This is a genomic window from uncultured Sphingomonas sp., from assembly GCF_946477935.1.
GTDB lineage: Bacteria > Pseudomonadota > Alphaproteobacteria > Sphingomonadales > Sphingomonadaceae > Sphingomonas.
Window position 1 is genome coordinate 1 of sequence record NZ_CAMLAC010000014.1, and the last position, 21,599, is coordinate 21,599.

A 21,599-nucleotide genomic window follows, 5' to 3' on the forward strand; every position below is an offset into this window, starting at 1 on the left:
GCAGGCGCGCAGACGCCGAGCGGATCAGGCGATCAGCGGGCTGCATCGGGAAGGGCTCCCATCCGGCGCACAACATCTGCGCGCACAGACCCGGTCAGGTCCGGCGTGCTCCCGGCCACCACGGCTTCGGCAACGAGGACCGTCCGGCCTTCGCGTCCGAGCTTCTGCACCGAGGCTTCCACGGCCTTGAGGTAGGCCTGGACGCGTTGCCTGGTCTCTTCAGGCGGCCGGCCGGCGCGCGCTTCGGCTTCGATGAAGTCGCCCATGATCCGGCTCAGCTGGACCGTGACGACCTCGCGCTTCTCCAGGGTAAGGAGCTTGTCGGTCGCCCAGACGCCCCACAGAACTTGACCAACCATGCCGACGCCGAGAGCAACAGCGGTTAGATTGATCGATCCAAGCCTTACGCGCAGGTTGGATGTTGCCAGAATGTTCTTCACAACTTTTCTCCCGAGAGTTCGCGGTCGAGGTCGCGGATGAAGCGCGGCATGCGCCACACGACGACGAGCGTCGCGAGACCGATCAAAACAAACTTGCACTGGCCGAGGAAGCTCACGCGCCGTGCTAGGTCGGCCGCCAGGAAGCGGTCACCGAGATTGGCGACATGGGCGAAGAAGGCATCGGGATTGCCGCCCGACAACAGCAGGAAGAACAGCAGCGGCAGGCCCAGCGCCATCAGGTAGGACGAGCCGAGAAACAGGCAGCCGCGAAGCAGAATGTAGCAGCCATCGGCCACGCGCGAGCGCAATGTCCGCACCGGCTGGCTGACGGGCTGTTCGTCTTCGGAAGGGTCGGTCCGGTCGAAGGGGGTGACGAGGTGGAGAGGCATGAAGATAGGAATCCTTTGGTGATGGGGTGTCAGCGGTTGGCGAAGGCGATGCGCTCGATCGCATCGGCGAGCTGGTGCCCGCGCGCGATCTCGGCATCGATGGCGGCGAAGGTCTGGGGCGAACTCGAGAAGAGCGTTGCCGAATAGTCATCGAGCACGAGCCGCCCGATCGCCTCGGTCTCCGGCCCCTTGATGAACACCTCGGAATAGTCGCTCCCGGAGCGCTTGAGGCTGCGGATCAGCGTCTCGGTGCGATCATCCATGTCGAGGCGCTTGCTCGCCTTGAAGTCGGCGATCGTCTCCGGCTTCTGCTGCAGGATCAGCATCCAGTCGCTGTTTTCGAGCGCCGCTGTCGCCCCGTCGGACTTGTAGTAGTCGTTGAGCGACTGGGTTGCGGTCGCCAGCGCACCGCCATATTTGCGGCAGGTGCGGGCGTAGGTTTCGACGAATTCACCCATCGAGCCGCCCTTCAGCATCGACCAGGCTTCATCGATCAGCAGGAGCTTGCGCAGCGACCGCGGGCTTCGCGTCATCGCCTGGCTGGTCATGAACATGATCGCGGAGAGCACCACGCTACGCAGATCCTCCCGGCTCGCGAGGTCGGACATCTCGAAGACCGTGAAGTCGGCATCGAGGTCGAGGCTTGCCTGGCCTTCGAAGAAGGCCCCGTAGGTCCCGCCCGCCATGTAAGGGGCAAGCGCAGTCGCAATGTCTGAGGCGGTGTCATGCCCAAGACTGGCCAGCATCTCGCCAACTGTGGTGACCGTCGCAGCGGCACCATGTTCCGCCCAGACGAGATTGACCGCCCGGTCGATAAGCCCGCGCTCGGTATCGGTCAGCTTCGCGCTGTGGCGAGCCATTTGCCCGACGATCGCCTTGATCATCCCGAAGCAGTCGAGACGGTAGTCTTCGTCCTCGGCCGCGCGGGTCCCATCGATCATCGAAAACGGGTTGAGGCAAAAGCCCGCTTTCATCGTGAACTCGACAAAGCGGCCGCCCTGCAGCTTGACCGAATGCTCGAAGCTGCGGCCGTCGTCGATCACGACCACCTGCGCGCCGGCGCCGCGCAGGGCCGCGCACATCTCCTGGAGCAGCACCGATTTGCCCGATCCCGACTTGCCGCAGATCGCGACATTGTGGTTGCCCGCGTCGTTCTCGAACGGCGACCAGAAGAAGGGCTGGCCGCGCCGCCCGACGAACAGCAGGTGAGGATGGGCGCTTCCAAGATACTCACCCTGCATCGGTGCGATATTCGCGGCAGTGGTCGACAGGACGGTCTTGAACCGCTTCAGCCGCTCCATGTCGGCCCCGAGCCCGTCGGCTAGCGTCAACGGCATCGCCGCGAGAAGCCCTTGGAGCTGGAGATAGCGCTCGTCGGTGAGATCCCAGCCCGCCGCCTTGTAGATCGACTTGATCGCGCGTTCGTGGCGATCGCCTTGCCCTGCCGGCGAATAGGTCGTCACGCCGTAGAACACCCGCACGAGGCGGCGGCCTTCTTGGAGCTCGGCCTGAACGTGTTGCCACTCGGCGGCCTGTTCCCCGATCCGGGGCAGGAACCGCGCGCTGCGGGTCCCGGCTAGGCTGGTCGTCCGCATGAACTTGAAGCCGGCCTTTGCCGATGCCGCTTCCTGGTCCGGATAGACGAGACAGAGCATGGTGGCGGCCGGGCAGGGGAAGCGCAGCTTGTCGGTGAAAAGGTCGCCGATCAGCCGCGCGCATTCCCACGGGGCCCAACGCGATGGCATGTTGCGCACGGCAAAATGCCGGACGTCGAAGGCATCAGGATAGACCGTCCCGATCTCGGGTACTCCGTCGTTGACCTTGCCGGTGGGACGAAAGCGCTCGGTCACGAGCCGCATGCGGTCTTCGGCCACGACCAGTTCGATGTCGTGGCGGATCGCCTGGGAGGCGATTGGATCGTTCGGATTGTAAGGCACCGCATCGTCCTGCGGGGCGGTGGTTGGCGAGGTCAGATCATCGATGACAGCGATGAGCGCTTCCGGCCCGACTTCGACCACGCCGAGGTTGAGCGACTTCAGCATCGCCATCAGGCCCTCGCGGGTCTGCTTGAGATCCTCGTTGCTGACCGACTTGGACGTCGGCACGCCGACCGAGACGATGACCTGGTGATGCCGCGCGTGGAAGGGGGCGTCCGGCGAGCCCGATTCCCAAACGAGCGAATAGAGCCGCCGCGCCCGGTGCCGGGCAATCGCTTCGTAGACGCCGCCCTGCATGTAGCGCGGCGCGAACCACGGGCCGACGATCCTGCTGATGCGCGGACTGGCAAGGTGGAGAACCTGAAGGCAGGCACCTGCTGGCAGGCCTTCCGAAAAGAACTGCCCGAGGATTTCCCCGGTGCGCTCGTCAGCGCCGATCAGAGGCGTGACCGAGAGGACAAAGCCCTTGGAGCGTGCGTTGAAGTACAGCCGGGTCGCTGGATCATAGACCCGGTAGGGCAGCCAGTCGGAAAGCATGTCGACCATGAGCTGCGGACGGGCCTTCTCGGCGTGCTCGGCATCCCCCAGCAGTCCGCTGAGCAACCGATCGACGACGGACTTGAGTTGCTCGGCCATCACTTGGGCTCCTTGGGCTGCGAGGTGCTGTCGGTCGGCAGAGCGCCGTTCCGGATTGCTGGGCGGATTGCGGCCTTTGCGGCTTCAATCGCTGCCGCGCTCGGGAACACCGGAGCGCTCTGCCCCGCCTCAGGCCGAGGGGCTCGATCACGCGGGGGAGGCGACGTGTCGAACCCCTCGACCGCCGGTGCCTTGGCACCGGCAACGGCCTCGCGCGCCGTGGAGGGGAGGACCAGCGGCGAGGCATCCGAAGTTTCAGTGAGCAAATTGGGGGCTTCTGCGGCCAGGGGCTGGACGGCCCTGGTTTCGGCAGTGTCGGCAGACGAGAAGGGCGACAGGTCGTCAGAGGCGTCCGTGTGTCCGTCTGAGCCAGCTTGTGATGCGACTGCCTGAGCAGCCTTCAGTTGCCGACGCACCTGGCGCATCAGGGATCCGCCCTGATCCTCGCCCGCCTTGCGGCGCAGCTCGGTGGCCCAGCGCGGATTTTCGACAACCGTCCAGGCGACCGCTTCGTCGTGCAGTGTACCAGCTTCATCGACATGGGCGGGGAAGACGACGCGCAAGGTGCGTTCCGCCGTGCGGGCAGTGTCGGCATCCACGACGCCAGATCTCTGCCGCACGTCTGATTGAGTGAGCACTTCAGCTGACGGATTACCGGTCGCCTTGGCATCGATCAGATGGGTCGGTGCGCAGCCGCCCTTCGGAGCGCGGCAGGTGAAATCGCCCTCCACATTGGTGCCGAACGTGGCGCAGCCACTGGCGAAGCCGGCCAGACAGGCGCAGACAAGAAGACGTGTTGGAAACCGCATGGGTTTATCCTTTCGGAGCAGGGATAGGGGCAGCGCGCAGGAATTCCCGGAGCACGGCGGCAGGCCGGAAGCCCTCGAGAACAGCGCCATCGGCGGGGCGCACGATCACGGGCGTGCCGCCAAAGCCGTGTGCCCGGGCGAAGGCCTCGTTGGCATCGAGCCCGCTCGTGTCGCAGGGTTTGGGATTGGCGAGCGCCAGACCCGAATAGGCCATGCGAAGCGCCAGCTCAGGCCGCGGCGAGCACAGCACCCGTTCAGAATCGTGCCGACTTTCCGCCCCGAAGATCGAGATCGGCCGTTCTTCGACCCGCGCTCCGATCGCCTTCAGTTCTGCCTCAAGCTTCTTGCAGTAGCCGCAGTGGAAATCGGAGAAGACAACGACGCGCGGACCATTGGCAGGTCCCCAGGTGATCGCGCCTTTGGCCGGCAGTTCTCCGAGGGGGACATGGCGCGGCGGGGTGTTCCGGGCTGACGCTGCGGCTGCGCTCGGGCCGCCTTCCGCTTGTGTTTCAGGATTGCTTCGCCGCGCTGCCCCCGCTGCCAACAGGTCCGGATTGAGGGCAAGCAATCGGGCAGCCGTCAGATCCTGACGGGCTTCCATGTCGTAGACCCGGCCGATCACCAGATACTTTGCGGCCCGGTCGACGTAGAAGAGCGTCGATTTGGACGCGACCTCGCACAGGCCGCCAAGGCCCTTGCAGTTGATCGCGCCGATCGGCGTCTTGGGCAGGCGCAGCTTGAGCGCCTCTCGAACCTTCGCCGTGTCAGGAGCGGCAGCAGGGGCAGCAAGGCTTGCCACACCCCATCCCGTCGCGGCTGACACGGCGATGATCGCCGCCAGTCCGGCCGCCGGGCGCAACCAGCGGCGCCGACGATTGTCCTGCTCGAGGAGAGTATTTTCGATCATTGGGAGTTCCTCACGTAGACGCCGTCGAGGAACACGATCTCGACATCGATGCCGGTCGGCATCTCGACGACGGGTTGGTACTGTTCGGCGCGCTCGATCAGGTATTTGCTGACCGTGTCGGCAGCATCGGCGGCGCCCTGGCCAAGCCCGCCGCCGAGGATGTCGCCGGCCGAAAGTTTGGAGCGGCTGCCGTCGGGGTTGGTCGTGACACCCGAAAAGACGCTGTTGGCGTTGGCGGAGAAGCCACGCCCAAAGCCGCCGACGATTCCGGCGAGCAGCGCCTGGCTGACGAGGCTGCCTTCGCGGCTTACGACGCGGCCGCGGACGCCGGACTTGCCGGCGAAGCTGATGAAGCCTTTGACCTCACTCACCGCGACCCGGCCGCCGGGCTGATCGCAGGTCATGCGGGCGAGTTTCACATAGACCTTCTCGCTGCTGAGATCGCCGCGCGCCGCGCCGTTCACCACGCAGCCCTGGATCCGGGTGGTGAGAACCTTCCCGTTCTGAATGACCGACCGGGCAGGCCCTGTGATCCTGAGGACCACGGGCAGCGGATCGGTCTGGCTGACGACGCCTGCCGAGGCATCGACGCCGACAATTACCCGGGCCGAAGCGTAGGAATTGGGGGGCAGGTAATCCGGCGAATCTTCGACGACAACCGGCGGCGCATCGGGGCGACCCACTCTGAGACCGTTGGTGCCTGCCTTGTCGGAGCTGAAGCTCATCAGCTTCACCTCGCCAGGTGACGGGATCGTGCCGCCCTGCGGATCACCCCCTGTGGGCGCAGCTCCTGGCTGGGACGAACGGGCTCGCGCGTCGTAGCCGCCTGCCTGCGGCCCATACGCCGGAGGCGGTACAGCGGGAGCCGTCGTTGCGGGCTGCGCGGCAAGCCGGGTCTTGAGCTCGGCGTTCTCTGCCGAGATAGCATCGATCGCGGCCTGTCCATCGACCCGCATGGCCTGGTTTTCGGCCTTGAGAGCCGCGAGCTGCGCCTCGATCTCCGTCCGCGGGATGCTCCCATCCTTCAGCGCCTTCTGCTCGCGGGTGACCGCATCGAGCCTGTTGCCGTAGGTCGCGACGAACTCGCGCTGCGATAGATCGCGGTTGACGAGGCCCGCCGTGTCGATCGTCTGCGCCGCATTGGGATCGCCGGTCTTGGCCTTGTCGCCACCGCCAAGGATGAACCAGCTCCCGCCGAGCAGCGCGAGCGCTCCCAGCGACCCCAGCAGCAGCTTCTGACGGCGCGCGGTGCGCGCGTTGAGCCCTGAAAGTTCGGAAGGTGTCGCGCTCTCGGCCTGAAGAGGGGCCGTGCCGTTGGCATTGACTGGATCAGTCATGGCCGGTCTCCCCGCTTGCGCCGACAACAAAGGCGGTTGTGCTGGCCCCGGGCTCGAGCTTCGGCTCGGCAATCGAGATGGCGAGGGTGTCGCGCGGTGCGAGATCGCGCTCGGCGAGCGTCACGGGTTTCGCTCCGCGATTGTGGATGCGGACGACCTTCCCAGTGAGGCTGGCGCCGCGATAATCAGCGATGAGCTGAACTTCGAGATCGCCGACCCGTGCGGGTATGGCAGTCGATTGGCGGACCTCGAAACCGTCGACCGTCCGGTCATTGGCCATGGCCTGGATGAGCCTGACGGCGCTTGTCTCGATCGGGGTCTGGCTTTCCCAATCCGCCGCCCGGTTCTTCGCGATGGCGGGGTTGGTGATGAAGACCTGGGTCGCCGGAATTTGCTCAACCCGGCACGCGACCTTGTAGACGAAGCCCTTCTTCGTGGTGGTGAAGAAGCTGATCGACCGTGCCGCGTAAGTTTCCGGCACCGACACATAGATGTCGCCGCGCACCGGCTCGTTGGTCACTGCAAAGTCGTTGTAGGGCGTGCCGGTCGAGATCTTCGAGACGCTGGCGAACTGGTCGTCGACCAATGCGAAGCGGGTCAGCTCGCGCGCTGAAACGCTGCACTCGATTCCGGCGCCGTCAGCCGTTTGCTTGAACTGGTCGGCGGCATGAGCGGGGGATGCTGCTGTGAGCAGAGCGGCCGTGCTCAGAAGTAGACCCCGTGTATGGGTCCCTTTTCGGTAAGCCATCACTGGGCCTCCTTCGATTTGTCCTGTGGGGGGAGCTGGGCGAACCCTGCCAGCGCCAGGCGCAGTCCGCGGTACGTCCAGCTGAAGCGGAAGCGGCGCTCGTCACTCGCAATCACCTGCGCGCCGACAAAGGTCTTGAGAGTTCCGGTCACATCTGAGGTCAGGCCCTTCGGATCGACCGTCATCGACCGGATTACGAAAGCCTGGGTGACGTCCGATCCCCGTTGCTCTTCGACTATCCGCACCAGCTCGGCCTTGAGGCGGCCATAGCTTGCGGGATCAGCAAGGTTCAGGATCTCGTTCATCCAGTAGTCGAGACCCTCGGGGCTGCGATTGAGGAGAACAAGGGCCGCATCGCGTGTGACGAGCTCGAGATAATCGGCATCGACCCCGGCACTGCTCACGGTGAGCGTTTTGGCGACGGTCGGCACCAGCACCACTTCGCGATCCCGGGTAGCGGCAAGGCTCCCGGCGATGACCAATGCGAGGCCAAGGCCGGCGCTGGTCAGCGCAAAGAGGTTTCGCTGGCGCAGCAGCGATTGCTGACGTTCATGGGATATGTCGGAAAACATGGGCTTCCCCTCAACCGGCAAGCAGTCGGCAGTGAGAAGGCGGCGTTGCCTTGAGACCCAGAAATCCTGCAGGCAGATACCAGTATGCGGCATGGGCTACCCAGGAGCTGGCGCGTCCTGCTTTTGCCTTTCGCAATGCGAACCAGGCGCCGAAGGCGACTATGATGCCGATAAAGATATGCTGGGTGAGGATCCCCCAGGTGAAGGGGGCCAGCATTCCCGCGAACTCGTCGATGGTCCAGAAGCCGATAAGCTCCGGGTCATCGAGACGCCGGGGAATGATGTAAGTGTCTGCCATGGCGACGCCGCCTTCCCGTCCGACCGTTCAGATGACCGCGGTCACGACCGAGGTGACGATCGGAACACCGGTGCCGACGCCGATGCCGACACCCACCGGGACGGCGACCTGGCCGAGCGAAAAGCGCCCGGACGCCAGACCGATCAGGCCGCCAGCGAGGCTGAGAACCGTGATGATCTTGCCGCCGGAGCCTTCCAGAAAGTCGGTGAACTTGGTGAGGGCAGGGGTGAAGGTCGTGTCAGCGCCAGCATAGGCGGCGCTCGCCGCAAGCGCCGCGACGGCGACCGGGATGGCAAAGTTGATGGCCTTGCCAAGACCATTGGCGCTGGCGCGCCGGGGAAGGGTGAGAGACTGCATGTGAAGCTCCGGTTGGAGGGGTGGTCACAGCGTTCTTGCGTTCGCTGTGTGTTCCACATGCATCTAGGAAATGTTCGTAGGAAAGTGTCGAGCGGGAATCCCGCCTGGAGGTGGAAGAATGCGGACGCATCTTTTGCAGTCCGACGCCCCAAACCAGCGATAACGACGCTAAACCAGTTATTTTATGTCGGTAAAAACCGCCGCAACTGACGGGATTTGGCGACGACTCGGGTAGAGGAACTGAGTCGCCTCTAAACGAGATGTTCCGTGGATGTTCTTTTCATTTTCCTACATGGGATGCTTCGCGTTAATCCTGCGAGTCGCACCAGTGCAGAAGCTAGGAGACAACCATGTACCATCCAACCGCTGCCGCCAGACCAGCCAATGAAAGCCTGGCCCGCGTTCTTGCCCATGCGATCGAAGCCGCCGGCAAACCCCGCCACAGGATTGCCAATGAATGCGGCATGCATCGCGAGACCCTGCTTCGCCTTGCGCGCGGCGAGCGGCCTATCGGGCTCGACGAAGCAGCACGTGTGCTCTCCGCCTGTGGAGCGCAACCTCGCGCATCCATGATTCTCGCGCTCGCCGGGCAGGAAGATCTCGCTTGCGAGTGGATGCATGGCGAGATGGGCGAATTTCTCGAAGAGTTCTTCACCAGCCTGCCCCTTCATCTGCAGCGGACCCTGGGACGCCGGATTGAGGATCTGCGGCCGCGGTGGGCTAACGGCACCTCACAGCTCGTGGCGCGAATGCTGGCAAAGCACATCGATGATTTTGTGGGCCGCGACATCGCAATGTCGCTGTCCCGGTAAATCCTTGAGTTCGGAGGGGACCGAACCCACGCGAATGAGACCAGCAATGCCGCATGCAACACAAGATGAAACGCAGACGCCTCAACCGCCCGAAGTATTGCCGCCGGCACGGCTTTTGCGCCTGCCGGAGGTTATCGCCCGCGTCGGACTACGGCGCTCCGCCATCTACCAGCGTATGAGCGAAGGGCGCTTCCCAAGGTCGCGATCGCTCGGCCCCAAATGCGCAGTTTGGGTTGAGGCAGAAATTGACGAGTGGATCCGCGCTGTATCGCGAATTCCAAACTGATGACGCAATGATCTATTCGGTTAGGATTCCTCGCGCTAAGCTGTGCCAATGGTTTACCGTTACCCCCTTGACAATTCTCTCCATCCCGAAGCCCTGAAAGAGAAGCAGCGCTCATTGCGCGAGGCTTCCAGACGCCCTTAGCACTTCGCGTTCACCGGGCGCTATCATGGCTTCGACGTGCGGAAGCAGAGGATCAAGACTATGACGTCCGCTTCATCCTTCTCTGGATCGGATACAACGCGGCCTATGTCGATGCGTCAGCCAGCAGCTCTGCACCGGAAGGCGAACGCGGCCTGTTTCAGGCATTCTTCTCAACCTTGGTGAAGTTCGACGCACGCCACCGGGTCTATGATGCTGTTTGGCAGCGCTTCAGCCAGGAAATCCGGCTGCTGCTGGACAATCGCTATGTCTATCACCCGTTCTGGCAGCACCAGAACGGGGTGCCCGGCTATGCGGATTGGGAGCAGAAGCTCGACCGGAGCCGGACTGCGATTAACCATGCCTTGCGCGAACATGACACCGCGCGGATCCTTTCGATCCTCTTCGATCGGCTATACGTTCTGCGAAACCAGCTGGTCCATGGGGGTGCGACTTGGAACAGCGACGTCAATCGCGACCAAGTGAGGGATGGCGCGTCGCTGCTCGGATGCCTGCTGCCCATCTTCGTAGACCTGATGATGGGCAATCCTGGCTATGAATGGCCAATGCCAAATTATCCCGTCGTTGATTAGAGCGGTTTTCGACCGTTCTGAGTCGCAAGGGATTCCCAAGGGGCGGATTTTCTGATTCAGAATCTGTGCTGGTGAAGGAGGCCAGCATGGATGGGTCAGCCTTTATCGTTGGATTTGCGTGTCCGGGTCCTTGCGGCGGTTGATGCGGGATGAGTTGCCGAGCCGCGGCGGCTCGCTTTGGGGTGGCGCCCTCGACGGCGATCCGCTGGCATGAACAGCGGCGCACGACCGGAAACATTGCCCCAAAGCCCCAAAGTGGCGACATGCGATCACGCCATGTCGAAGCGCGGCGGGAGGACATTCTCGCGCTCTGGGAAGCGCGCAAGGACATCTCGCTTGAGGAGTTGCGCGCGGGTCTGATCGAGATCGGCCTGAACGTCTCTGTGGCCGGGCTTCACCGCTTCTTCGCTCGTCGCGGCATGACGCGCAAAAAAAGACGAGCCATGCCATCGAGCAGGACCGGCCCGACGTCTTGAGCCAGCGGCAGTCGTGGTTCGATGGCCAGTTCGACCTCGATCCCGAACGGCTCGTGTTCATCGATGAGACCTGGACCGCGACCAACATGACCCGCAGTTATGGCCGCTGCGCCAGAGGCGAGCGGCTGCGCATGGGCTTCCCGCACGGGCACCGAAAAACCACCACGCTGGTGGCCGGGCTGCGCATGACCGGCATGGTCGCGCCAATGGTGCTGGACGGCCCGATCAACGGCGACTGGTTCGAAGCCTATGTCACCCAGGTGCTCGTGCCCGAGCTGCGGCCCGGTGACGTTGTCATCATGGACAACCTGTCCAGCCACAAGCGGGCATCGGTTCGCGATCTGATCGAGAAGGCTGGCGCAACGCTGCGCTTCCTCCCGCCCTACAGCCCCGACTTCAACCCCATCGAAAAGGCCTTCTCCAAGCTCAAGGCCATGCTCAGAAAGATCGGCGAGCGGACTGTGAACGGCCTCTGGAACCTCATCGGCAGGCTCGTCGATATCTTCCAACCAATCGAATGCGCCAACTACTTCACATCGTGCGGTTATGATCTGGACTGATCGAGAACCGCTCTAGGCTTAGGACTCACTGATCACAGCCAGAAGAGCACGGTGGCGGCCAGTGCTAGTGCGGAGAAGCCGACGGCTGGCGGTCATATCGCGTTGCCACGCGGCGCCAGTCCTTCAGGCGGCCGAACATGATCTCGATGCGGTTACGCCGTTCGTACCGCGGCTTGTCGTATTTGACAGGCAGAGATCGGGATTTGCGGCCCGGAAGGCACGGTTTGATGCCCTTTTGCTCCAGCGCATCTCTGAACCAGTCAGCGTCAAAGCCGCGGTCGGCGAGCATCCACTTGGCCTTGGGCAGATCGTCAAGCAAGGCAGCTGCACCGGTGTAATCGCTGATCTGGCCGGCCGTGATGAAGAAGCTTAAAGGGCGGCCGTTTGCATCAGTCGCGGCGTGCAGCTTCGTGTTGATGCCGCCCTTGGTCCGTCCAATCAGGGGCCCGAGATCCCTTTTTACCCCAAGGCTGGAAGGCGTGCGGCCGGCCTTGAGATAGGTTGCGTCGATCATGTCGGCCTGCGGCTCGGCTTTCTGGTCTATAGGGCCCCATAGCAGCCTGCCTGCCGACCGCCGGCACCGGAGATGGCTCCACCGCCATCTCCGGCCTCCGGTTCCGCTTCGCTCCACCTCCGTCCGGACATGACGGCGACGAGCTTATTGTACTAACAAACCGCTCGGTCCGCTCCGTGGGGGCAGATCAGATCCGCACGTCAGTCGTGCGGGCGCATAACCACCTTAATGACGCCTTCTTCCTTGTCCCGAAACTTGGCGTACATTTCCGGCGCGTCCTCGAGGCTTGCCGGGTGGGTAATCACGAAACTGGGATCGATTGCACCGGCTACGATCTTCTCCAGCAACGGCTTGGTGTAGCGCTGGACGTGGGTCTGACCGAGTTTGATCGTCAGTCCCTTGTTCATTGCCGCCCCGAGTGGCAGCTTGTCGGCCACGCCGACATATACGCCAGGGACGGACACCGTGCCTCCCTTGCGACAATTCATGATGGCTTGGCGCAGCACATGCACCCGATCAGTGGCGAGCATCAAGCTCGCCTTGACTTTGTCCATCACCGCGTCGGCCGCGCCGTGACCTGCCGCCTCGCAGCCGACCGCATCAATGCAGCTATCCGGGCCACGTCCCTTGGTCCGCGCCTGCAATTCGTCATAGACATCGGTCTCGGCGAAGTTGATCGTCTCGGCGCCGCCCGCCTCGGCCATGGCGAGCCGCTCGGGCACCTCGTCGATCGCGATCACCCGGCCTGCGCCCATCATCAGGGCTGATCGGATGGCAAACTGGCCGACTGGGCCGCAACCCCAGATCGCGACGGTGTCGCCGGGCTCGATCTGTGCGTTCTCGGCGGCCATGTAGCCTGTCGGAAATATGTCGGATAGAAACAGCGCCTGCTCATCCGTAATGTTGTCGGGGATTTTGATCGGACCGACGTCGGCCATCGGCACGCGCAGATATTCCGCCTGACCGCCGCAGTAGCCGCCCATCATGTGGCTGAAGCCGAACAACCCTGCGGGCGAATGGCCCATGGCCTTTGCGGCCATCTCGGCGTTCGGATTCGTCCGGTCGCAAGCTGCAAACAGGCCTTTCTTGCAGAACCAGCAATCGCCGCAGCTGATCGTGAAGGGTACGACGACACGATCGCCGATCTTCAGGTTCGTCACTTCGGAACCGAGCGCCACGACCTCCCCCATATTCTCGTGGCCGAGGATATCACCTGCCTCCATCGTAGGCTGGTAGCCATCGAACAGGTGAAGGTCGGACCCGCAGATGGCGCATGCCGTGACCTTGATGATGGCATCACGCGGGTGCTTGATCTCGGGATCTGCGACGGTGTCGACGCGGACGTCACCCTTACCGTGCCAACACAGTGCGCGCATAATCTTCTCCATTCAGAAGACCGGTTCGACCGTCAAACCAGTCCGAAGACCTTAACGCGCTTGGGCGTGATCGGGTCCCGCCTTTTTGCGCCGCCAGAGCAGTGGTGCGCTTTCACATAGCTGCTGTCGATCTGGCCGGTCTCGGCGATCCACCCTTCCTCGGTCAGCGCCGCCAGGATACAGTTCCACACGCCGCGTCGGCTCCAGCGGTTCCAGCGATTGTAGATGGTCGTCGAGGGACCATAGTCGCTCGGGCAATCGGCCCAGCGACCGCCGCACTTCAGCATGTGCACGATACCCGATATCACCCGCCGATCATCGACCCGCCAGGCCCCCGGCTGGTTCTTCGGCAAGTACGGCTCGATCGCCGCCCACGCCGCATCCGACAACCAAAACAACGATCCCGCCATGCCCAGACCCTCCTCACTGGAGACTCCTGAATCAGCACGCCGTTGCAGAATCAAGCTTCTGATTGGGTTTGGACCCTAGAGCGATTAACTACCGCTTTCGTAACGCGCGCAATCGAAAGCGAGTATCACGTTACTGAACCGCCCCGGGTTTGCCGGAGGCTCCAACTCCTAAGAAGGTGGAGCCTGTATGAGCAAGACAACGACAGTCAATCACACCGCAGCTACGTGCCTATGCGGTGAGGATGCTGTCTGATTTCCGTTTCCGGGAGCGAAACAGGGACCACGATCGTTACCCACCGAAGTAACGCAAATTTCATTCAGAAAAGGGGAGGGGCCGGTGCGGAACCGCAATGTTTTGATGGGGTTCGGAGGCCTTGCGGCGGCGCTTGCGGGCGCTGCATATGCGCAGAGGGGACGCAGCGCTGCGCTGAAACAGGTGGCGCGTTTCGATCACCAGGTAACCGGCGTTGCCGTCACAGCCGATGGACGCCGCTTCGTCAACTTTCCGCGCTGGACTGACGACGCGCCCATCTCCGTCGCCGAGGTGATGCCCGACGGATCGCTCCGGCCGTATCCCGACCCCAAGTGGAACAGCTGGCGCAACGCCAAGGCGAACGAGATGCCGGTCGGCGAGTATTTCGTCTGCGTTCAGTCGATCGTCCCGGACGGCCACGGCAATTTGTGGGTGCTCGACCCCGGCGCGCCCGGCAACGAGAAGATCCTTGAAGGCGCCCCGAAACTCGTCCGCATCGACCTGAATACGAACACGGTGACCAAGGTCATTGCGGTGCCCGGCGATGTCGCGCTGCAGGGCACTTACCTCAACGATATCCGCTTCTCGCCCGATGGTCGGACCGGCTACATCACCGACAGCGGCACACGTGGCGCGATCATTGTCGTCGACCTGGACAACGGCAAGAGCTTCCGCGCGCTTGATGGTCACCCGTCGACCCAGATCGACAAGAGCGTCATCGTCGCGATCGACGGCAAGCCGCTTGTCCGTCCCGACGGCCGTCAGCCCGCGTTCGCTTCCGACGGCATTGCGATCTCGAATGACGGGAAGACGCTCTACTGGCAGGCGCTGACCGGAATGACGCTCTATTCGATCGCCACAGACAAGCTGCGCGCCGACGTCAGCGAGCGCGACCGCGGCGCTGCGGTGAAGACCGTCGCCACCACCGCCGTCGCTGACGGTCTATGGATGAGCAAGGCGGGGACGCTCTACATCACCTCGCCGACCGATTACTCGATCAGGCGGCTCGTCGGGTCGGGGACCGAGATCGTCCTGACCGACAAGCGGTTGCGCTGGCCCGATACCTTCGCCGAGGGTCCCGACGGGACAATGTACGTTACCGCCAGCCACATTCAGGACACGCAATGGTTCAAGCCCGGTGCGCCGCCATCGATCCGCACCGAGTTGTTCTCTTTCGCTCCAGGCCGCTGGGGATCGTCATGACCTGCCTGCGCTACCGCGACGCTTCCGCCGGAAGCGAGGCCCTTCCCCAAAGGGGTCAAGAGTGCAGTGTCGTCGGCCGCTCGGGTCGGTGATGCGCGTACGGCTGCAGGTTTATCGTGCACTGTCCGCCTTGCGACACCGCGAGAGCGGGATTACCGAAGAAAACATCGCTGACATCACCGCCATTCCGGCCTGAGCCGAAGCAAGAGGCACCGATCATGCCGACAGCCGTCAATACCACCACATACGCCGCTGTGCCGATCGGCACGGTGTCAACCACGCTGACGATCAATGGTGAAACGCGCACCCGCGCGATCGAACCTTGGACGACGTTGCTCGACCTGCTGCGCGAGGGGGAAGACCTGATCGGCACCAAGAAAGGTTGCGATCATGGCCAGTGCGGCGCGTGCACCGTGCTGATTGACGGGCGCCGTATCAACTCGTGTCTCAAGCTGGCGGTGACGCTGGACGGGGCGGAGATCACAACGATCGAAGGACTCGGTCAGCCGGGCAACCTGCATCCGCTGCAATCCGCCTTCTGCGACCACGACGCGTTCCAGTGCGGCTATTGCACGCCCGGCCAGATTTGTTCGGCGCAGGGCCTTATCAATGAAGGCAAGGCAAGGACCCGCGACGAAGTGCGTGAGCTGATGAGCGGAAACCTGTGCCGGTGCGGCGCCTATACGAACATCATCGATGCAGTGCTCGACGTGATCGGAGAGCAGGCATGAACCGCTTTGACTATGCCCGTCCTGCCAGCGTTGCCGAAGCAGTACAGGCAGGCACCGGAGACCAGGTCCGCTACCTGGCGGGCGGCACGAACCTGATCGACCTGATGAAGGAAAACGTCGAGCAGCCGGTGACGGTAATCGACATCAACCGCCTGCCACTGAACGCGATCGAGGAGCTGGACGGCGGAGGGCTGCGGTTAGGCGCGCTGGTGCCGAACTCCGATACGGCGTGGGACGCGCGGGTCGAGCAGCGCTATCCCTTGCTGTCTTCCGCGATCCTTGCCGGCGCCAGCCCGCAGTTGCGCAATGCCGCGACCAACGGCGGCAACCTCAACCAGCGTACGCGCTGCTATTACTTCTATGATGTCGCAACGCCGTGCAACAAGCGCAAGCCGGGCTCCGGCTGCGGTGCAATCGGCGGGGTCAATCGCATCCACGCCATCCTGGGCGCGAGTGATCAATGCATCGCCACACACCCCTCGGATATGTGCGTCGCGCTGGCAGTGCTCGACGCGACTGTTCAGGTGACCGGGCCGGAAGGTGACCGCGCGATCCCGATCGCCGATTATCATCGACTGCCCGGCGACGAGCCGTGGCGCGACAACACGCTGAAACCCGGCGAGTTGGTGACGGGCATCGATTTACCCGCTGAGGACTTCACTCAGAACTACACCTACCTGAAGCTGCGCGATCGTCTGTCCTATGCCTTCGCGCTGGTATCGGTAGCCGTCGCGATGCGGGTAGAGAGCGGCACAATTGCGGAAGCGCGGGTGGCGCTCGGCGGCGTCGCGCACAAGCCATGGCGTAGCACTGAAGCCGAAAAGCTGCTGAAAGGCCAGCAGCCGTCGCCGGAGGCGTTCGGCGCCTTCGCCGAAGCCCTCCTCGCCGGAGCGGTCGGTCAGGGCGAGAACGACTTTAAAATCCCGCTCGCACGCAAGGGAATCGTCCGGGGGCTGAAACAGGCTGCCGAGGCCACCCCGCAATCGCAAACCGACAAGCGCGTCGCTTAAGGAGCAGACATCATGGCTACCACAGCGAAGATCGGGATCGGCAGCGCAATCAACCGCGTCGATGGCGTCGAGAAAGTTACCGGCACGGCGCGCTACGCCGCCGAGCATCCAGTGGCGAACCTCCTGTATGGCTACATCGTCGAGGCCGCGATCGCCAAGGGGCGGATCGTCAGCATCGATGAGGAGGCGGCACGCGCCGTGCCAGGCGTCGTCGAGGTCATCACCCACCTGAACCGGCCACACGTTGCTTGGACCGACCACAGCTACCAAGACGAGCTGAAGATCCCCGGCTCGCCGTTCCGGGCGCTCTACGATGACCGCATCCAGTTCAGCCAGCAGCCCATCGCGCTGGTCATGGCCGAGACGTTCGAGGCGGCACGCTACGCCGCCAGCCTGATCGAAATCGCTTATGAGGCGGAGGCACACAACACCGACTTCGAGGTCGCACTCGCCGAGAAGTACGTGCCGAAGAAAAAGCGCAGCGGCTACATGCCACCCAAGGACCGTGGGGACGCGGCGCAGGCGTTCGCGGACGCCCCGCTCAAGGTGGCCGGCGACTACCGGCTCGCGCCGGAACACCACAATCCCATGGAGATGTTCGGCTCCACCGTCGAATGGCACGGCGACGGCAGCATCACCGTTTGGGACAAGACCCAGGGTTCGCAGGGGGTGCATGCCTACCTTGCCAGCGTCTTTGGCTTTTCGAAAAAGAAGGTGCGCGTGCTCAACCCCTATGTCGGCGGCGCCTTCGGCTCCGGACTCCGACCGCAGCATCAGGTGTTTCTCGCGGTGCTCGCCGCAAAGATGCTTGAACGCTCCGTACGGGTGACGATGACACGCCAGCAGATGTTCAGCCACGCCTACCGCCCGCAGGCGGTTCAAAGTATCGCCTTGGGCGCGGAGACGACCGGCAAGCTCACCGCGATCCGGAACGCGGCGACCACCTCCACCTCGCGCTACGAGGACAATATGGAGAATGTCGTCACTTGGGGATTGATGAATTACGACTGCCCGAACGCCGACGCTGAATACACCGTCGCTCAGATCGACACACCGACATCGGCAGACATGCGCGCGCCGGGGGCGGCGACCGGCATGACGCTGTTCGAGATAGCAATCGACGAGATGGCCTATGCCGCCAAGCTCGATCCACTCGAGTTTCGGCTCATCAATTACTCACCCATCGATGCAATGAACGGCACGCCCTACACCAGCAAGGCGCTGCGGGAGGCGTTCCACGAGGGCGCCGAGGCATTCGGATGGAGCAAGCGTTCGGCGGAGCCGCGTTCGATGCGCGAAGGCAACGAGCTGATAGGCTGGGGCTGCGCGACCGGCATGTGGGACGCACAATTCTCCAAGACGTCCGCCCGCGCGAAGCTGACGGTCGATGGGCATCTGGAGGTTGCGTGCGCAACGTCGGACATCGGCACCGGCAGCTACACGGTGATGACCCTGGTCGCCGCCGATACGCTGGGCCTGCCCCCTGAGCAGATCACTGCGAAGCTGGGCGACTCCGATCTGCCGACTGCGCCGGTGGAAGGCGGGTCATGGGGGGCGGCATCGTCGGGCGCGGCGGTCCAGGTCGCGTGCCAGGCGGTCGGCAAGAAGCTCCTGAAGGCGGCCGGCAAGATCCCCGGCGAACCGCTGGGCGGAGCGAAGATGGACGATGTGCTGTTCGAGGACGGCTGCATCGTGTTGAAGGCCGTGCCGACGGTCCGGGTGCCGTTCGGCGACGCGATGCGCGCCGCGGACCTGACGGAGATCGAGGAAGAGGAGACCGCAGCGCCCGGCTTCGGCGACATGTGGAAGGGTCTGCACAAGTCCAAGAACACCCACAGCGCAATCTTCGCGGAAGTGAAGGTGGACGAGGAGTTGGGCGTTGTACGTGTCACCCGCATCGTCGACGCCGTCGCTGCTGGCCGCATCATCAATCCGAAGACCGCGCGCAGCCAGATCCTCGGCGGCGTGGTGATGGGTATCGGCATGGCGCTTCACGAGGAGACGTTCCCCGATCACCGGCTGGGTCGCTGGATGAACCACAATTTCGGCGAATACCATGTACCCGTGCAAGCCGACATCCACGATATTCAGGTCATCTTCGTCGATGAACCCGATCCTGAGGTGACTCCGCTCGGAGTGAAAGGCTTGGGCGAGATTGGCATTGTCGGCACTGCTGCGGCGATCGCCAACGCGATCTATCACGCGACTGGCAAGCGAATCCGGTCCCTGCCGATCACGATCGACAAGATTTTGGAATGATGCACTGTTCCACGCGGGCAGCTAGCCGCCTTCGTTACACTATTGCCTCATCCACCGCGGCGTTATCGAGCGCGTGACCGCTGGGCAACGTTTCGGCCCGCTCGTTCGTTATCCAGCGGACTAATATTTGGTCATTTATCTTGAGGAGTTGATCATGCCCAAACTTGCGCTGTACGTGCCAATTAAGGCGAAGCCCGGAAAAGAGAGCGATGTCGCGAATTTCTTGACCTCGGCACTGCCGCTCGTTCAAGCCGAGCCCGGTACCCTGACCTGGTATGCGATCCAGGAAGGCCCCGGTGCGTACGCGATCTTTGATACGTTCGACACTGAGGAAGATCGGCAGGCGCATCTTGACGGCAAGGTTGCCGCCGCACTGATGGACAAGGCGGATGAGCTGTTTTCCGAACCGCCGCAGATCCATAAGTTCACCCTATTGGCAGCTAAATAGCAGAGTGCTCGACACCATGCCGTCGGACTCGGCTTAACGGCAGACCGGGACTTCATACGCCCGCGTTCTCGATCTGAGAATTGCCGAACCGGGGGGGGGGGCCGCTCAGGTGCGAGGCCGTTTAGGAGCTGAGGTCAGTTAGAAAGATGCCATGTTCTCCGGAGCTGCGCTGGATCGGCTCCTCAGAAAGCTCTCGATTTGATGACGCTTGAGCAAAGCCATAAGAGGAGAAGAACCGTGAAAGCTGTCGTGTACAACGGGCCCAAAGACGTTTCCGTCGATACCATCGATGATCCCAAGATCGAGAAACCCACCGATGTCATCATCCGGCTGACTACGACCAACATCTGTGGGTCGGACCTTCACATGTACGAGGGCCGTACCAGCTTCGAGAAGGGCAGGGTCTTTGGCCACGAGAACCTTGGCGAGGTCATCGAAGTCGGCGCTGCGTAGATCGGATCAAGAAGGGCGATCGCGTCTGCATGCCGTTCAACGTCGGGTGCGGGTTCTGCGAAAATTGTGAACGCGGTCTGACGGGTTTTTGCCTCACGACCAACCTTGGAACCGCCGGCGCGGCGTATGGCTTTGCCGAGATGGGGCCGTGGCAAGGCGGTCAGGCCGAGTTAATGCGCGTTCCTTATGCGGACTTCTATTGCCTTAAGTTGCCCGAGGACGCCGAAGAGAAGGAGGACGACTATGTCATGCTCTCCGACATCTTCCCCACGGGTTGGCATGGTGTCGAACTGTCCGGTTTCCTGCCCGGTGAAAGCATAGCGATCTACGGTGCCGGTCCGGTCGGTTTGATGGCCGCGCACTCGGCCGAAATCCGCGGTGCCTCTCAGATCTTCGTGGTCGATTCCCACGATGACCGTCTGAAGCTGGCCGAGGCGATCGGCGCGATCCCGATCGACATGCGCAAGGGCGACCCCGCCCAGCAGATCCTTGACGCGACCGGCGGCCTCGGGACCGACCGTGGGGTCGAGGCGGTAGGGTACCAGTGCTGCGATCGCCACGGCAAGGAGCGCAGCAATTACACGATGAACTGCCTCGTCAAAAGCACGAAGGCCACCGGCGGCATCGGCGTCGTCGGCGTGTTCATTCCGGAAGACCCGAACGCGCCCGACGATCTCCAGAAGGAAGGCAAGATGGCGTTCGACTTCGGCCAATTCTGGTTCAAGGGGCAGAAGATCGGCACCGGCCAGTGCAATGTAAAGCACTACAACCGGCGGCTGATGAAGCTTATCGAGCATGGCCGGGCCAATCCTGCTCAAATCATCTCGCACCGACTGCCGCTCGATCAGGCACCAGACGCTTACAAGCATTTCGATGCGCGCGATAATGGTTGGACAAAGGTCGTGCTCAAACCGGGCGCCTGACATTAGTCTTCTACGGAATAGGGAATAGATTATGACGTTAGAAGGCAAATCAGTTGCCATTCTGATCGCGTCCCGCGGAACGGAAGAACCGGAATTCTCGAAGCCCAAGCAAGCTATCGAGAAGGCTGGCGGCAAAGTGACCGTGGTCAGTTTTGAAGCGGGCGTGGCTCGCACCGTCAATAGCGATCTCGACGAGGGCGGCAGCTATACTATCGACAAGACGTTGTCCGAGGTGAAAGCCGACGATTTCGACGGACTTGTTGTGCCCGGAGGGACTGTCGGTGCCGACAAGCTGCGCGGCAGCGGCGAGGCAATTGGTTTCATCCGGGCTTTCTTCGATCAGAAAAAACCGGTTGCGGCTATATGCCATGCACCCTGGACATTGATCGAGGCGGGCGTGCTTAAGGGTCGCACCCTGACGTCCTACCCAACGCTGAAGGTCGATATCGAGAACGCCGGCGGTACATGGATCAATGAGGAAGTCGTGGTCGACAACGGCCTTGTCACAAGCCGCGACCCTAATGATTTACCCGCCTTCTGCGCCAGACTCGTGGACGAAATCGCGGAAGGTGTGGGCGCTGGGCTCGCAGCCGGGAATTAAGACGGGGCGGTTTCGACGAACCATGTGAGGGCCCGCTCCCTGGAGAAGTTCCGCACAAAACAGGCGTAGCGGATGGCCGGCGATTGGCCGTCCGCTACGCCGCATATCAGACGAACACGGCGC

The 21,599-nt window shown here is 62.9% G+C and carries 22 protein-coding genes and 4 pseudogenes; 13 read left to right on the forward strand and 13 right to left on the reverse strand.

Annotation, left to right across the window (positions count from 1 at the left end):
* Positions 1-32: 32 nt before the first annotated feature.
* The 10 genes from Q0U08_RS03060 to Q0U08_RS03105 are packed head-to-tail and all read right to left on the reverse strand — an operon-like array spanning position 33 to position 8,430.
* A complete protein-coding gene (locus Q0U08_RS03060; protein WP_298089661.1) occupies positions 33-440 on the reverse strand; it encodes a type-F conjugative transfer system protein TrbI in 408 nt (135 codons plus the stop codon).
* Entirely contained in the window at positions 437-829 is a 393-nt protein-coding gene (locus tag Q0U08_RS03065; RefSeq protein ID WP_298089662.1) for a hypothetical protein, read from the reverse strand. The genes Q0U08_RS03060 and Q0U08_RS03065 overlap by 4 nt, the downstream gene beginning before the upstream one ends.
* A 29-nt stretch (positions 830-858) precedes the next feature.
* The gene (gene traC / locus Q0U08_RS03070) at positions 859-3,402 is read right to left on the reverse strand and encodes a type IV secretion system protein TraC (protein ID WP_298089663.1); all 2,544 of its coding nucleotides are present in this window, start codon (positions 3,400-3,402) and stop codon (positions 859-861) included.
* A complete protein-coding gene (locus Q0U08_RS03075) occupies positions 3,402-4,211 on the reverse strand; it encodes a conjugal transfer protein TraV (protein ID WP_298089665.1) in 810 nt (269 codons plus the stop codon). Before Q0U08_RS03075 ends, traC begins: the two co-directional genes overlap by 1 nt.
* 4 nt (positions 4,212-4,215) lie before the next feature.
* Positions 4,216-5,118, reverse strand: a complete 903-nt coding sequence (locus Q0U08_RS03080) for a DsbC family protein (RefSeq protein ID WP_298089666.1) — start codon at positions 5,116-5,118, stop codon at positions 4,216-4,218.
* Positions 5,115-6,455, reverse strand: a complete 1,341-nt coding sequence (locus Q0U08_RS03085) for a TraB/VirB10 family protein (protein WP_298089667.1) — start codon at positions 6,453-6,455, stop codon at positions 5,115-5,117. The genes Q0U08_RS03080 and Q0U08_RS03085 overlap by 4 nt, the downstream gene beginning before the upstream one ends.
* On the reverse strand, positions 6,448-7,203 hold the full coding sequence (locus tag Q0U08_RS03090; protein WP_298089668.1) for a type-F conjugative transfer system secretin TraK: 756 nt from the start codon (positions 7,201-7,203) through the stop codon (positions 6,448-6,450). Before Q0U08_RS03090 ends, Q0U08_RS03085 begins: the two co-directional genes overlap by 8 nt.
* Positions 7,203-7,775, reverse strand: coding sequence for a type IV conjugative transfer system protein TraE (locus tag Q0U08_RS03095; protein ID WP_298089669.1), 573 nt, complete (start codon positions 7,773-7,775; stop codon positions 7,203-7,205). The genes Q0U08_RS03090 and Q0U08_RS03095 overlap by 1 nt, the downstream gene beginning before the upstream one ends.
* A 10-nt stretch (positions 7,776-7,785) precedes the next feature.
* Positions 7,786-8,073, reverse strand: a complete 288-nt coding sequence (traL, locus tag Q0U08_RS03100; protein ID WP_298089670.1) for a type IV conjugative transfer system protein TraL — start codon at positions 8,071-8,073, stop codon at positions 7,786-7,788.
* A gap of 27 nt (positions 8,074-8,100) precedes the next feature.
* Complete coding sequence (locus Q0U08_RS03105) at positions 8,101-8,430, reverse strand: TrbC/VirB2 family protein (protein WP_160772049.1); 330 nt, start codon at positions 8,428-8,430, stop codon at positions 8,101-8,103.
* Between the two features lie 350 nt (positions 8,431-8,780).
* Between Q0U08_RS03105 and Q0U08_RS03110 the strand changes: the two genes are divergently transcribed.
* The 4 genes and pseudogenes from Q0U08_RS03110 (at position 8,781) to Q0U08_RS03125 (ending at position 11,295) form a co-directional block, all read left to right on the forward strand.
* Entirely contained in the window at positions 8,781-9,242 is a 462-nt protein-coding gene (locus tag Q0U08_RS03110) for a transcriptional regulator (RefSeq protein ID WP_160772050.1), read from the forward strand.
* Positions 9,243-9,288: 46 nt separating this feature from the next.
* Entirely contained in the window at positions 9,289-9,528 is a 240-nt protein-coding gene (locus Q0U08_RS03115) for an AlpA family transcriptional regulator (RefSeq protein ID WP_202393053.1), read from the forward strand.
* A gap of 317 nt (positions 9,529-9,845) precedes the next feature.
* Positions 9,846-10,259: a hypothetical protein gene (locus tag Q0U08_RS03120; RefSeq protein ID WP_367271095.1), complete on the forward strand. Its 414-nt coding sequence runs from the start codon at positions 9,846-9,848 to the stop codon at positions 10,257-10,259.
* Between the two features lie 90 nt (positions 10,260-10,349).
* Positions 10,350-11,295, forward strand: a pseudogene (locus Q0U08_RS03125) (IS630 family transposase).
* Between the two features lie 32 nt (positions 11,296-11,327).
* On the opposite strand, the pseudogene Q0U08_RS03130 reads toward Q0U08_RS03125, so the two are convergent.
* Positions 11,328-11,809 (reverse strand): annotated as a pseudogene (locus Q0U08_RS03130) (IS5 family transposase); the annotation flags it as partial.
* Between the two features lie 19 nt (positions 11,810-11,828).
* Between Q0U08_RS03130 and Q0U08_RS03135 the strand changes: the two are divergent.
* Positions 11,829-11,965 (forward strand): annotated as a pseudogene (locus Q0U08_RS03135) (IS3 family transposase); the annotation flags it as partial.
* 44 nt (positions 11,966-12,009) lie between these two features.
* Here Q0U08_RS03135 and Q0U08_RS03140 read toward each other — a convergent pair.
* Both Q0U08_RS03140 and Q0U08_RS03145 read right to left on the reverse strand, forming a co-directional pair.
* Positions 12,010-13,185: a zinc-dependent alcohol dehydrogenase gene (locus Q0U08_RS03140; protein WP_298089672.1), complete on the reverse strand. Its 1,176-nt coding sequence runs from the start codon at positions 13,183-13,185 to the stop codon at positions 12,010-12,012.
* Positions 13,186-13,241: 56 nt separating this feature from the next.
* A pseudogene (locus Q0U08_RS03145) lies at positions 13,242-13,595 on the reverse strand (transposase); the annotation flags it as partial.
* A gap of 337 nt (positions 13,596-13,932) precedes the next feature.
* Between Q0U08_RS03145 and Q0U08_RS03150 the strand changes: the two are divergent.
* The 8 genes from Q0U08_RS03150 (at position 13,933) to Q0U08_RS03185 (ending at position 21,476) form a co-directional block, all read left to right on the forward strand.
* Positions 13,933-15,051: an L-dopachrome tautomerase-related protein gene (locus Q0U08_RS03150; RefSeq protein ID WP_298089673.1), complete on the forward strand. Its 1,119-nt coding sequence runs from the start codon at positions 13,933-13,935 to the stop codon at positions 15,049-15,051.
* Between the two features lie 218 nt (positions 15,052-15,269).
* Positions 15,270-15,782 carry a (2Fe-2S)-binding protein gene (locus Q0U08_RS03155; protein WP_298089675.1) on the forward strand — a complete coding sequence of 171 codons (513 nt, stop codon included), beginning with the start codon at positions 15,270-15,272 and terminating at the stop codon, positions 15,780-15,782.
* Positions 15,779-16,792, forward strand: coding sequence for a xanthine dehydrogenase family protein subunit M (locus tag Q0U08_RS03160; RefSeq protein ID WP_298089677.1), 1,014 nt, complete (start codon positions 15,779-15,781; stop codon positions 16,790-16,792). The genes Q0U08_RS03155 and Q0U08_RS03160 overlap by 4 nt, the downstream gene beginning before the upstream one ends.
* 12 nt (positions 16,793-16,804) lie before the next feature.
* Positions 16,805-19,051 (forward strand): xanthine dehydrogenase family protein molybdopterin-binding subunit, encoded by a 2,247-nt coding sequence (locus Q0U08_RS03165; protein ID WP_298089679.1) that lies wholly within the window; start codon positions 16,805-16,807, stop codon positions 19,049-19,051.
* Positions 19,052-19,205: 154 nt separating this feature from the next.
* Positions 19,206-19,499 carry an antibiotic biosynthesis monooxygenase gene (locus Q0U08_RS03170; RefSeq protein ID WP_298089680.1) on the forward strand — a complete coding sequence of 98 codons (294 nt, stop codon included), beginning with the start codon at positions 19,206-19,208 and terminating at the stop codon, positions 19,497-19,499.
* A 237-nt stretch (positions 19,500-19,736) separates the two neighbouring features.
* Entirely contained in the window at positions 19,737-19,952 is a 216-nt protein-coding gene (locus Q0U08_RS03175; protein WP_298089681.1) for an alcohol dehydrogenase catalytic domain-containing protein, read from the forward strand.
* A gap of 29 nt (positions 19,953-19,981) precedes the next feature.
* A complete protein-coding gene (locus tag Q0U08_RS03180; RefSeq protein WP_298089682.1) occupies positions 19,982-20,875 on the forward strand; it encodes a glutathione-independent formaldehyde dehydrogenase in 894 nt (297 codons plus the stop codon).
* A 31-nt stretch (positions 20,876-20,906) separates the two neighbouring features.
* Positions 20,907-21,476 carry a type 1 glutamine amidotransferase domain-containing protein gene (locus Q0U08_RS03185; RefSeq protein ID WP_298089683.1) on the forward strand — a complete coding sequence of 190 codons (570 nt, stop codon included), beginning with the start codon at positions 20,907-20,909 and terminating at the stop codon, positions 21,474-21,476.
* Positions 21,477-21,599: the final 123 nt, after the last annotated feature.

Bases quoted from the DNA above. Each gene is read 5' to 3' on its own strand.
- Q0U08_RS03065 (WP_298089662.1), bottom strand. From the start codon at position 829: ATGCCTCTCCACCTCGTCACCCCCTTCGACCGGACCGACCCTTCCGAA.
- traC (WP_298089663.1), bottom strand. From the start codon at position 3,402: ATGGCCGAGCAACTCAAGTCCGTCGTCGATCGGTTGCTCAGCGGACTG.
- Q0U08_RS03075 (WP_298089665.1), bottom strand. From the start codon at position 4,211: ATGCGGTTTCCAACACGTCTTCTTGTCTGCGCCTGTCTGGCCGGCTTC.
- Q0U08_RS03080 (WP_298089666.1), bottom strand. From the start codon at position 5,118: ATGATCGAAAATACTCTCCTCGAGCAGGACAATCGTCGGCGCCGCTGG.
- Q0U08_RS03085 (WP_298089667.1), bottom strand. From the start codon at position 6,455: ATGACTGATCCAGTCAATGCCAACGGCACGGCCCCTCTTCAGGCCGAG.
- Q0U08_RS03090 (WP_298089668.1), bottom strand. From the start codon at position 7,203: ATGGCTTACCGAAAAGGGACCCATACACGGGGTCTACTTCTGAGCACG.
- Q0U08_RS03095 (WP_298089669.1), bottom strand. From the start codon at position 7,775: ATGTTTTCCGACATATCCCATGAACGTCAGCAATCGCTGCTGCGCCAG.
- traL (WP_298089670.1), bottom strand. From the start codon at position 8,073: ATGGCAGACACTTACATCATTCCCCGGCGTCTCGATGACCCGGAGCTT.
- Q0U08_RS03105 (WP_160772049.1), bottom strand. From the start codon at position 8,430: ATGCAGTCTCTCACCCTTCCCCGGCGCGCCAGCGCCAATGGTCTTGGC.
- Q0U08_RS03110 (WP_160772050.1), top strand. From the start codon at position 8,781: ATGTACCATCCAACCGCTGCCGCCAGACCAGCCAATGAAAGCCTGGCC.
- Q0U08_RS03115 (WP_202393053.1), top strand. From the start codon at position 9,289: ATGCCGCATGCAACACAAGATGAAACGCAGACGCCTCAACCGCCCGAA.
- Q0U08_RS03140 (WP_298089672.1), bottom strand. From the start codon at position 13,185: ATGCGCGCACTGTGTTGGCACGGTAAGGGTGACGTCCGCGTCGACACC.
- Q0U08_RS03155 (WP_298089675.1), top strand. From the start codon at position 15,270: ATGCCGACAGCCGTCAATACCACCACATACGCCGCTGTGCCGATCGGC.
- Q0U08_RS03160 (WP_298089677.1), top strand. From the start codon at position 15,779: ATGAACCGCTTTGACTATGCCCGTCCTGCCAGCGTTGCCGAAGCAGTA.
- Q0U08_RS03165 (WP_298089679.1), top strand. From the start codon at position 16,805: ATGGCTACCACAGCGAAGATCGGGATCGGCAGCGCAATCAACCGCGTC.
- Q0U08_RS03170 (WP_298089680.1), top strand. From the start codon at position 19,206: ATGCCCAAACTTGCGCTGTACGTGCCAATTAAGGCGAAGCCCGGAAAA.
- Q0U08_RS03180 (WP_298089682.1), top strand. From the start codon at position 19,982: ATGCCGTTCAACGTCGGGTGCGGGTTCTGCGAAAATTGTGAACGCGGT.
- Q0U08_RS03185 (WP_298089683.1), top strand. From the start codon at position 20,907: ATGACGTTAGAAGGCAAATCAGTTGCCATTCTGATCGCGTCCCGCGGA.